The organism is Pseudomonas sp. 18173 (genome assembly GCF_050432945.1).
GTDB lineage: Bacteria > Pseudomonadota > Gammaproteobacteria > Pseudomonadales > Pseudomonadaceae > Aquipseudomonas.
Genome location: NZ_JBKFTN010000030.1, coordinates 21,227 through 32,397 on the forward strand (window position 1 = coordinate 21,227; position 11,171 = coordinate 32,397).

Consider the following 11,171-nt stretch of genomic DNA (forward strand, 5'->3'; position numbering starts at 1 on the left):
CGGTCATGCGGTTTTTCTGTGTGTTGGGGTTGGGATTGCTCTTCGCCGCAAGCGTTGCCCGGGCGCAAACGCCTGGGACAGACGACCCGCTTGTGCAAATGGATGCGGGCGCCAGTGCTGCATCCAGCGCCGAGGCTCGTGGTGTGCTGCGAGCCCGGGATCAGGCCGTACTGGCCAGTGAGGTGCCTGGGCGGATTGTCGAATTGCCGTTCAGCGAGGGGGAATCGTTCAAGAAGGGCGATACCCTGGCACGGTTCGATTGTTCGGCCTATCAGGCGCAACTCAATGCCGCTCAGGCGGCCAGCCGTGGCGCAGGTGAAGAACTGGCGCACAACCGGCAACTGGCCGCGCTGAATTCTGTCGGGCGTTTCGAAGTGGCACGTGCCGAGGCCAAGGTCAGCGAAACCCAGGCGCAATCCCAGGTCTACCAAGTGCAGGTCAAGCGTTGCAGCGTGCTGGCGCCGTTCGATGGCCAGGTCGTCGAGCGCAAGGTGCAGCGTTATGAAAGCGTACCTGCCGGCGCGCCCTTGCTGGACGTGGTCGATAATCGCACCCTGGAAATCCATCTGCTGGTGCCCTCGCGCTGGATGGCCCGGCTCAAGCCCGGCCAGACCTTCAGTTTTGTTCCCGATGAAACCGGCAAGCCCTTGGACGCAACGGTCAAGCGCCTGGGCGCACGAATCGATGAAGGCAGTCAGACGCTGCTGCTGGTGGCCAGCGTACCCAGTTCCAGCGGGTTACTGGCGGGGATGAGTGGCACTGCGCATTTCGCGGAGTTCAAGTGAACGCGTCGGTGAACGGCGGCGCCGAACAGGTGTTCGCGCGTTTTCTTGATCTTGAGCGTCAGACTCGTGCAGCCCGGACGCCAGCCCAGTTGGCCTACAGCCTGGTCAATGATGGCCAGGCACTGTTTGGCTTTCGCCATGCGGCACTGTTGATCGCCGGGAAGGTGCAGGCCGTGACCGGTGTCAGCACGGTGGAGCCGAATTCACCGTTTGTAGCCTTCGTCGAGCAGGCGGTGGTGCAGTTGTTCAGGCGCGAACAATTGCAGCAGGCGCGGGTCATTGCCGCCGATATCCTCGACGAGTCGCTGCAGGCTGAATGGCAAAGCCTGTCGGCTGCGCAGGTGTTCTGGCTGCCGCTGATCGATTGCCAGGGCGAGGTGTTCGGTGGGTTGTGGCTGGCTCGGGACGTTGCCTGGAACCCTGCCGAACAAGTGCTGCTGGCGCAACTGGGCGATACCTACAGCCATGCCTGGCAAGCGTTGCAACCGCGCAAGCCCTGGCGCTTGCGCTGGACACGCAAACGCCAGGGCTTGCTGGTTGCGGCGCTATTGCTCGGTCTGTTGATCCCGGTGCGTCAGTCCGTTTTGGCTCCGGCCGAAGTGGTGCCGCTGGGCGGTCGGGTGGTGGCGGCGCCGCTGGACGGTGTGATTGCCGAGTTCCTGGTCAAGCCCAATCAGACGGTGAGGACCGGCGAAGTGCTGCTGCGCTTCGAAAGCACCACGCTCAAGGCTCAGGCCGATGTCGCCGAACGCGCCCTCGGGGTTGCCGAGGCGGAACTCAAGGCCAACTCCCAGCGCTCCTTCGCCGATGCCGAGTCCAGCTCGAAACTGGATTTGCTGGCTGCCCGGGCCGAACAGAAGCGCGCCGAGCGTGACTACGCCCGTGAACTGCTCAAACGCAGCGAAGTGCGCGCCGAGCGCGATGGCATCGCGGTATTTGCCGATGCCGAACGCTGGACCGGCAAGCCGGTGCAGACCGGCGAGCGCCTGATGGAAATCGCCGACCCGGCGCAGGCGCAATTGCGTATCGAGCTGGCCGTGGGGGATGCGATCTCCCTGGAACCGGGTGCTGAAGTCGCATTGTTCCTCGACAGTGACCCGCTGCAACGCCATCTGGCCAAACTCGAACGTTCGGCATATGAAGCGCAACCCACGGCGGGCGGGCAATTGGCCTATCGCCTGGATGCGAATTTCGACGCGCCACCTCCGCGCATCGGTTTGCGCGGCACGGCGAAAATCTTCGGTGACCGGGCGCCGCTGGCGTTGTACCTGCTGCGTCGACCGCTGGCCGGCTTGCGTCAGAGCGTGGGCCTGTAAATGAGCCTGCCCGGCCTGCGTGCCGATCTGCAGCTGTCCCCGGCAGCGCCGGCGCTGGACGGAGCGCCCTGCTGGACGCTGGCCGACCCGGTACGGGGGCGTTACTTCAAGCTCGGTACGACGGCGATGCGATTGTTGCGTCACTGGTCGCTGGGCGAGCCCGAGCAGGTCCTGCAAGCGGCCAATCGTGAGCCGGGGCTGGCGCTGGCCGGTGCGGATCTGGAGCAGTTGCTGGCGTTTTTGCGCAGTCACGACCTGATTACCGCCCTCGATCCCGAGCAGCGTGCCAGTTACAGCTTTAAAGCGGCTGCCCAGCGCCAGAGCCTATGGCAAATGTTGCTGCATCAGTACCTGTTTTTTCGTATTCCGCTGTGGCGTCCCGAGCGTTTTCTCAATCGTGCCTGGCCACTGCTGGAGCGCTTTGGCCCGCGAGCGCTGCGCTACGGGTTGCCCGCTGTGCTGGGGTTGGGGGTGTTTCTGGTGTCGCGGGACTGGCAGCGATTTATCGCGACGTTTCCGCATCTGTTCAGCCTTGGCGGCGCATTGGCGTTTGGTGTGGCCCTGTTCTTCGCCAAGCTCTGCCACGAATTCGGTCACGCGTTCATGGCCAAGCGCGCCGGGTGCCGGGTACAGAGCATGGGCGTGGCGTTCATGGTGCTGCTGCCGATGTTCTATACCGATGTCAGCGATGCCTGGCGGGTCAATGACCGCAAGGCCCGGTTGCTGATTGGTGCCGGCGGCGTGCTGGCCGAGTTGCTGTTGGCGTGCATGGCCTTGCTGGCGTGGTCGCTACTGCCCGACGGTCCCGCCCGCACCGCCGCGTTCATGCTCGCCAGTGCTACGTGGATCACGACACTGGTGGTCAATCTCAACCCGTTCATGCGCTTTGACGGATATTTTTTACTCAGCGATTTCTGGCAGGTCGATAACCTGCAGGGGCGAGCGTTTGCCTTGTGCCGCTGGCGTCTGCGCGAGTTTTTGTTTGGCTATGGCGCAGCGGCGCCGGAGCCTTGGTCGCCGACCATGCAACGGCGTTTACTGATCTGGGGGTACGGCTCATGGTTGTGGCGCGCGGTATTGTTTTTCGGCATCGCTCTGGCGGTCTATCACCTGTTCTTCAAGGTGTTGGGGGTCTTCCTGATGCTGGTGGAACTGGTCTGGTTCATCTTTCTGCCCATCATGAGTGAATGGCGCCAGTGGTGGGGCCGCCGCGAGCAGGCACATGGGCCACGCGTGCTATTCAGCGGCCTGGTGTTGCTCGGGCTGTTGCTGGTGCTCATCCTGCCGTGGCGCAGTGCCGTCGAGGTGCCGGCCATGCTGGAAGCGGGCCGGGTCAGCACTTTGCATGCGCCGGTCGCGGCGCGGATCAAGGCCGTGAATGTGCATGACGGGCAGACGGTGGCGCAGGGTGATGTCCTGATCGAGCTGGAGTCGCCGGATCTCGATTCGCGCCAGGCCATTGCGCGCCGGGAAATCGAGATTCAGCAATTGCAGATGCGTCGTCAGGCCGGCCGTAGCGAAACGGCCTCCGATGCCGCAATCGTCGAGCAACGCCTGGCCGAAGCGGTCGCCGAGTACCGTGGGCTGGCGGCCCAGCGCGAGCGCTTGCTATTGCGTGCCCCCCATGCCGGCACGGTGCGTGATCTGCTGGCGCAATGGACGGTGGGGCGCTGGCTGTCGACTCGGGAGCCGTTGGCCCGGGTGGTCGAGGACGGCGTGCGTTTGCGCGGCTATCTGGCCGAGGCCGAACTCTGGCGCGTGGCGCCGGGTGCCACCGGACGGTTCATCGCCGAAGATCCGATGCATCCGGCGATTGCGGTACGACTGAGCGAAATCGATACCAACGGTGCGGCGTTTGTCGATCAGGAGGCACTGACCTCCGATCACCACGGACCGATTGCCGTGCGTCGCGATCAGCAGCAACGGGCCGAGCCGGTACAGGCGCAGTACGGCGCGCGATTGACCACGCTTGATCAGCCCCCGGCGCCTGTGCAGCCATTGCGCGGTGTGGCAGTGTTGCAAGGCCGCGGTGAATCGGTGCTGGGCGTTGCCTGGCGTCGCGTGGCGGCGCTGGGTGTCAGGGAAAGCGGCTTTTAGATCGAGCGCCCCTGGTCGCCACAGGTCGTTTCGTCAACAGGCCAGCATCGACGACGCTCGGGCTGAAGGTCTAAAGTGAACCGCAAGTAAACTGTCACTGAGCGTTGCAAGGGGAAGCAATGGAGGCGCGCAGAGAAACGCCGATGGGCGACACGCAGGGACCGCAAGCAAACCCTGGTTTCGTCAGGGGCGCGCAACCGATGATTCGTTGGGCGCGGGAGCATTGGCTGGTGCCGATCCTGGTATTGGCGGCGCTGGTGCGCTTCTACGACCTGACCGCGGCTGCGATCTGGGGCGACGAGGGTTCCAGCCTGTTGCTGGCGCGCTATTCATTGCCGGACATCTGGCTTCATGCGGCCTACGACGTGCATCCGCCGTTGTATTTCATGCTGCTGCACAGCTGGATGGCAGTCTTCGGCGACGGCATTTTTTCGATCCGCTGCCTTAGCGCCCTGCCGGGCATTGCCTCGGTCGGGCTTGGCGTGTGGTTGGTGGATCGCCTGGCTACCCGCCGCGCCGCGATACTCGCCGGCTTCCTGCTGGCGCTGTTGCCCACGGCGGTTCGTTACAGCCAGGAAGTGCGCATGTATTCGCTGCTGGGGCTGTGGTTGCTCGGGGCGACGATTGCCCTGGTGTACTGGGTCCGCAAACCGCAAGGCCGACGCTATCTGGTGATCTACGTCCTGCTCATGAGCGCGGCGTTCTACACCCATTACTTCACTGCGCTATGCGTGCTTTGCCATTGGTTGTACCTGGGCATCATCCGCGTGCAGCCGGGGTATCGGCTGCGACACATCCAGCGCGGCGACTGGTGGCTGGCGAACCTGGCGATTGTCGTGCTGTACCTGCCGTGGTTGCCGGGGCTGGTCGATCTGTTGCAGCACATCGATCAGCTCAAGGCCAATGGCGATGTCGGCTGGGAAACGCCAGTCACCTTCGAGTCCCTGCCGTCCATGGTGTGGTCGCTGTTGACCCAGGACGATGGCGAAAACCTCTCGCCGCTGCTGTTTGCCACCCTGCCGCTGGCCTTGCCGATACTGGCCGGGGTGGCGCTGGTGCGGGACCGAAGTGTGTTCCGGGGCAGCGCGTTGCTGGCGGTCTACACCTTCGTTCCGGTGTTGCTGGTGTTCGCGGTGTCGTTCATTTCGCCGATGTTCATCGAACGCTATCTCACTGCCTATGCGCTGGGCTTGCCCATGCTGGCGGCGTTGGCGATCGATCGCCTGTACAACGGCTCCCGCGTGGTGGCACTGACGGTACTGGTGCTGTTTGTCGGTGTCGAACTGGTGGGTGTGAACAACAACGCTACGGTAGACATCCATGACCAGATCAATGTCATGGTCGATGACGTCAATCAGCACTTCCAGCCCGGCGATCAAATCGTCACCAGCGACATGCTCTGGTATTTGAGCTATGTCTACTACAACCGTACCGATGCCAAGCCGCTGCTGTACACCCCGCCACATGCCGACGGCACTTCGAGTCGCCCGAACGATTATGGTTTCGGCACCCTGACGGCACCGGACGAGTACCTCGACAGCCTCGGCGATCTGCCCAAGGTCACCCGGCGAATCTGGTTGATCAGCACCGCCGATGTGCCGGATGAGTTTGCCCCAGTGCCTGCTCAATGGCAGCTGAGCCGTCAGGTAAAGGCCGGTGGCGCTGTTGCCAGGCTGTATTTGTCCCCGATAGGCGGGAAATAAGCGGCGCCGGGGCTAAAACGTTTCATCCGTTGACTGGATGTTAAAAATGCTGATTTCCAGGGGAATTGACTTCAAATTGATATCAAAACACCACTAGGCGAACACTTTCCCTTCGGTTACGCTTTGTCCTACAAAAGGACTTAACGCCACGGTGAAGGGATTGCACCAATTTCACTTTATTTCCGGCTTGCCGCGCTCAGGTTCGACGCTGCTTTCTGCGATTCTTTTGCAGAACCCGCGTTTCCATGCCGGAATGACCAGCCCCGTCGGTTCCCTGTTCTCCGGTGTTCTGGACCAGTGCAGCGCGGGCAGCGAGTTCGGCGCGGTGATCGACACCGACATGCGCCGCCGTCTGTTGCGCGGCCTGTTTGATTCCTTCTACGCCGACAAGGCCGACAAACCCGTGGTGTTCGACACCAATCGGCTTTGGAGCGCCCGGCTGCCGGCCATCAACGATCTGTTTCCCAAGGCCAAGGTGATTGCCTGTGTGCGCAACGTCGCCTGGATCATGGACAGCATCGAGCGTCTTTACCGCGCCAATCCCTATGAAAACACCAAGCTGTTCGGCGATGCCGTCGAGCGCAACACCGTCTACAGCCGTTGCGAAACCCTGGCCCAGCGCAATCGCCTGGTGGGTTTTGCCTGGGCGGCACTCAAGGAAGCCTATTACGGCGAATATGCCGACTCCTTGCTGATCATCGACTATGACTTGCTGACCCAGGCACCGGATCGGGTGCTGCGGCTGGTCTACGACTTTATCGACGAGCCCTGGTTCGAGCACGACTTCGAGCACCTGGCGTACGACGCCCCGGAGTTCGACCAGGCTCTCGGGGTGACCGGCCTGCACAAGGTCCGACCCAAGATTGCCGTACAGGCCCGGCGCACCATCCTGCCGCCGGACCTGTTCAAGCAATACTCAGACTTGTCCTTTTGGCTCGATGGCTCAGCCAGCGCAGCCAATGTCATTCGTATGAAGTCCGACGCCGCGAACATTTGATCGCGGCGTTTTTCATTGATGCGTTACGTACATTCGTTCGAGTTCGGGTGAGTAGCATGTGGTGGACCATTTTTGGTGGGGCAAAGGCAAAGTCACGGGCAATCGAAGGACAACGGGCGTCAGCGGCGCCCATGATCATGTCCCTTGAACCGCGCATGTTGTTCGACGGCGCGGTCGCCGCCACGGTAGCCGATACCGCCGCCCAGGCCGATAGCCATTCCACGGCCGATGCCGCCAAGACGCCGGCTGCCGATCACCCGACGGCCAGCCAGGACACCCACGGCCAGGCTGATGCCACACCGACGGCCAGCCCCGTTGCGGTGCCCGGGCAGAGCGTGGTGTTCGTCGACTCCCGGGTGAAAGATGCCGACAGCCTGCTCAAAGGCGTCGCGCCCGGGACCCAGGTGGTGAAACTGGATGCGGGCAAGGATGGACTGCAACAAATAGCCGAGTATCTCGATCAGCATCAGGGCATCAGCTCGGTGCAGATCATCGCCCACGGCAACGCTGGCGACCTGTGGCTCGGCGACAGCTATCTGTCGGCTGACAACGTCGCCGCCCGCAGCGCGGTGCTGGCGGACATAGGCAAGGACATGAACGCTGGCGGCGACATCCTGATCTACGGCTGCTACACCGCCGAAGGCGAGCGCGGCCTGAGCTTTGTCGACTCGCTGGCGCAAATGACCGGCCGCGATGTAGCGGCCTCGAGCAACCGTACCGGCGTGGGCGGCGACTGGGATCTGGAAATCGCCACCGGCAACATCGAAAGCGCCAACGTCCTCTCGGCCACGGCCATGAGCGACTATCAGTGGGGCCTGGCCACCTGGACCGCCACCAACAACGCGAACACCGGGGTCGGTTCGCTGCGCGCGGCCATCGCCTCTGCGCAGAACGGCGATATCGTCACCTTCAGCAGCAACATGACGGTGCAGTTGACATCCGAATTGCTGATCAACAAGAACATCACCGTTGATGGCGACAGGAACAACGACGGTGTGGCGGATGTGATTCTCGATGGTCAGTACAAGACCCGAGTGATTGAAATAGCGTCTGGCAGCACCGTGACACTCGATGGCCTGGTGATCACCCGTGGCCTGGTGGCGGGCAACGGTGGCAACGGTGGCTATGGCGCCACGGGCGCGATGGCCGGGGGGATTTTCAACGCAGGGAATCTGACCCTGAACAACGTTACCGTCACCTCCAACGGGGCTTCCGGTGGCGGCGGCGGCGGCGGTGTCACGGGTGCTTTTTACGGCGGTGGCGGCGGTGGCGGCGGCGGCTTGGGCGGTCAGGGCGGCGGGCATGGCGGTTCGGCAGGGCCGGGTACCGGTACGTTGGGCGGCCAGGCGGGCAGCGGTGGCGTCGGTGGTTACGGCGGCGGTTATGACGCCATCCACATGGGCGGTCGCGGCGGTACCACCACTGGCGGGGCCCGCGGGCAGGGCGTTTCCTATTACAGCAACGGCGGCAACGGCGCGACGGCCACCAATGGCACGATTTCCATTGGAGGTGGTGGCGGGGGGGCCGGTTGGGACAAGGTAGGTGGCGCCGGCGGCAATGCGGTGGGCGGAATCTACAACGCCAGCAGCGGCACCATCACCGTCATTGGCACTTCGACCATCAGCAACAACATCGGCGCCGGTGGCGGCGGTGGCGGTGGCGGTGGCCAAGGCAGCAATGCCAGTAATGGCGGCATTGGCGGCCGGGGCGTCGGTGCGATCTGGAACAAAGGCACGCTGCTGATGACGGCCGCCAACTTCGCCGCCCTGGCCGGTAATGCCGCGGCCAGTGGTGCTGGCGGTACCGCTCAGGGCGGAGGTGCAACCGGCACTTCGCCGACCTCCTTCGCGTCTATCTACAACGACGGTGGTGTACTCAACACCGCGTATGCACCGCCGCCGAGCGCGACTATTGTGGTGGCTGACACCACCCTGAGCATCGGCGAAACGTCCTTGGTGACGATCACCTTTTCCGAGGCCGTGACCGGTTTCACCAATGCGGACCTGACCATCGCCAACGGCACCTTGAGTGCGGTAAGCAGCGGCGATGGCGGCATCACCTGGACGGCAACCTTCACGCCGTCGGCCAGTATTTCCGATACGACCAACGTCATCACCCTGGACAACACAGGAGTGATAAACGGTCTGGGCACCGCCGGCGTCGGCACCACCAACTCCAATAACTACGTAGTCGACACCGTACGTCCGACCGCGACCATCGTGGTGGCGGACAATGCGCTGAGAGTCGGCGAAACCTCGCTGGTGACCATCACCTTCAACGAAGCGGTCACCGGCCTCACCAACGCGGACCTGACCATCGCCAACGGCACCCTGACGGCGGTGAGCAGCAGCGATGGCGGCATCACCTGGACGGGAACCTTCACCCCAACCGCCAGCATCACCGATACGACCAACCTGATCACCCTGGACAACACCGGGGTCAGCGACCTGGCGGGCACCGCTGGCAGCGGTACCACCGACTCGAACAATTACGCGATCGACACCGCGCGGCCAACCGCGACTGTCGTCGTCGCCACCACCAACCTGGCGGTCGGCCAGACGTCGCTGGTGACCGTTACCTTCAGCGAAGCGGTCAGCGGGTTTACCAACGCCGACCTGACCATCGCCAACGGCACGCTGAGCGCGGTGAGTAGCAGCGATGGCGGCATCACCTGGACGGGCACATTCACCCCAAACACCAGCATCAACGATACGACCAACCTGATCACGCTGGACAACACCGGGGTCAGCGACCTGGCGAGCAACGCTGGCAGCGGTACCACCGACTCGAACAATTACGCGATCGACACCGCGCGGCCAACCGCGACTGTCGTCGTCGCCACCACCAACCTGGCGGTCGGCCAGACGTCGCTGGTGACCGTTACCTTCAGCGAAGCGGTCAGCGGGTTTACCAACGCCGACCTGACCATCGCCAACGGCACGCTGAGCGCGGTGAGTAGCAGCGATGGCGGCATCACCTGGACGGGCACATTCACCCCAAACACCAGCATCAACGATACGACCAACCTGATCACGCTGGACAACACCGGGGTCAGCGACCTGGCGAGCAACGCTGGCAGCGGTACCACCGACTCGAACAATTACGCGATCGACACCGCGCGGCCAACCGCGACTGTCGTCGTCGCCACCACCAACCTGGCGGTCGGCCAGACGTCGCTGGTGACCGTTACCTTCAGCGAAGCGGTCAGCGGGTTTACCAACGCCGACCTGACCATCGCCAACGGCACGCTGAGCGCGGTGAGTAGCAGCGATGGCGGCATCACCTGGACGGGCACATTCACCCCAAACACCAGCATCAACGATACGACCAACCTGATCACGCTGGACAACACCGGGGTCAGCGACCTGGCGAGCAACGCTGGCAGCGGTACCACCGACTCGAACAATTACGCGATCGACACCGCGCGGCCAACCGCGACTGTCGTCGTCGCCACCACCAACCTGGCGGTCGGCCAGACGTCGCTGGTGACCGTTACCTTCAGCGAAGCGGTCAGCGGGTTTACCAACGCCGACCTGACCATCGCCAACGGCACGCTGAGCGCGGTGAGTAGCAGCGATGGCGGCATCACCTGGACGGGCACATTCACCCCAAACACCAGCATCAACGATACGACCAACCTGATCACGCTGGACAACACCGGGGTCAGCGACCTGGCGGGCAACGCTGGCAGCGGTACCACCGATTCGAACAATTACGCGATCGACACCGTGCGGCCAACCGCGACTGTCGTCGTCGCCAACACCAACCTGGCGGTCGGCCAGACGTCGCTGGTGACCTTTACCTTCAGCGAAGCGGTCAGCGGGTTTACCAACGCCGACCTGACCATCGCCAACGGTACGCTGAGCGCGGTGAGCAGCAGCGATGGCGGCATCACCTGGACCGCCACGTTCACGCCCAACAGCAGCGTCAACGACACCACCAACCTGATCACGTTGAACAACACCGGTATCGCTGACCTGTCCGGCAACGCCGGTAGCGGCACCACCAATTCGAACAACTATGCGATTGATACGCTCCGCCCGACCGCGACCATCGTGTTGGCCGACAATGCCTTGAAGATCGGCGAAACCTCGCTGGTGACCATCACCTTCAGCGAAGCGGTCGTTGGCTTCACCAACGCTGACTTGACCATCGCAAACGGTACGCTGACGGCGGTTAGCAGCAGCGACGGCGGTATCACCTGGACGGCGACCTTCACGCCGACCGCCAGCATTACCGACGCCACTAACCTGATCACGCTGGACAACACCGG

The 11,171-nt window shown here is 63.2% G+C and carries 6 protein-coding genes; all 6 read left to right on the top strand.

Going from position 1 to position 11,171, the window contains the following annotated elements; translation table 11 throughout:
* Window positions 1–5 precede the first annotated feature (5 nt).
* Window positions 6–785: an efflux RND transporter periplasmic adaptor subunit gene (locus ACLD1X_RS25865; protein WP_429372607.1), complete on the top strand. Its 780-nt coding sequence runs from the start codon at window positions 6–8 to the stop codon at window positions 783–785.
* Window positions 782–2,101, top strand: a complete 1,320-nt coding sequence (locus ACLD1X_RS25870; RefSeq protein WP_429372609.1) for an efflux RND transporter periplasmic adaptor subunit — start codon at window positions 782–784, stop codon at window positions 2,099–2,101. Before ACLD1X_RS25865 ends, ACLD1X_RS25870 begins: the two co-directional genes overlap by 4 nt.
* Window positions 2,102–4,198 carry a biotin/lipoyl-binding protein gene (locus ACLD1X_RS25875; RefSeq protein ID WP_429372611.1) on the top strand — a complete coding sequence of 699 codons (2,097 nt, stop codon included), beginning with the start codon at window positions 2,102–2,104 and terminating at the stop codon, window positions 4,196–4,198.
* A gap of 119 nt (window positions 4,199–4,317) precedes the next feature.
* On the top strand, window positions 4,318–5,901 hold the full coding sequence (locus ACLD1X_RS25880; protein WP_429372613.1) for a glycosyltransferase family 39 protein: 1,584 nt from the start codon (window positions 4,318–4,320) through the stop codon (window positions 5,899–5,901).
* A 151-nt stretch (window positions 5,902–6,052) separates the two neighbouring features.
* Entirely contained in the window at window positions 6,053–6,898 is an 846-nt protein-coding gene (locus ACLD1X_RS25885) for a sulfotransferase family protein (RefSeq protein ID WP_429372615.1), read from the top strand.
* Between the two features lie 131 nt (window positions 6,899–7,029).
* A partial coding sequence (locus ACLD1X_RS25890; RefSeq protein WP_429372617.1) for an Ig-like domain-containing protein occupies window positions 7,030–11,171 on the top strand: 4,142 nt, incomplete at its 3' end.